Origin of the sequence: Pelomicrobium sp. G1 (genome assembly GCF_051905455.1) — a bacterium.
GTDB lineage: Bacteria > Pseudomonadota > Gammaproteobacteria > Burkholderiales > UBA6910 > Pelomicrobium.
Genome location: NZ_JBQACR010000269.1, coordinates 1 through 298, shown reverse-complemented (window position 1 = coordinate 298; position 298 = coordinate 1). Strand labels below are relative to the sequence as shown.

The window sequence follows — 298 nt, the reverse complement described above, 5'->3', positions numbered from 1 at the left end:
GAGCACCACTACGAGCGCAACGCTGGGCTCCTCCGGCGCATCCTCTATCCGCAACTGGCGGAGCTTCCCATCGATGCCATCGGCGAAGCGCTGCTCCTCAACGTCCTGCGAAGCGCCTACGACGCCGGGATTCGGGAGTCCGCCCGAAGGGCCCGCGGGGTGGCGGCCCAGGTCTTCGACTACGCCAAGGACACCTACCGGGCGGCGCACAACCCGGCGCGGGAACTCGCCCGCTCCTCCGTCCTGAGGAAACCGGAAGTCCGAAGCTTCGCGGCGCTCAAACCCTCCGAGGTCGGCC

The 298-nt window shown here is 69.1% G+C and carries 1 protein-coding gene; it reads left to right on the top strand.

What is annotated here, in order from left to right:
* Positions 1-298, top strand: a 298-nt coding sequence (locus ACTFO6_RS18455; RefSeq protein WP_439935831.1) for a phage integrase central domain-containing protein, incomplete at both ends; no start/stop codon positions are given.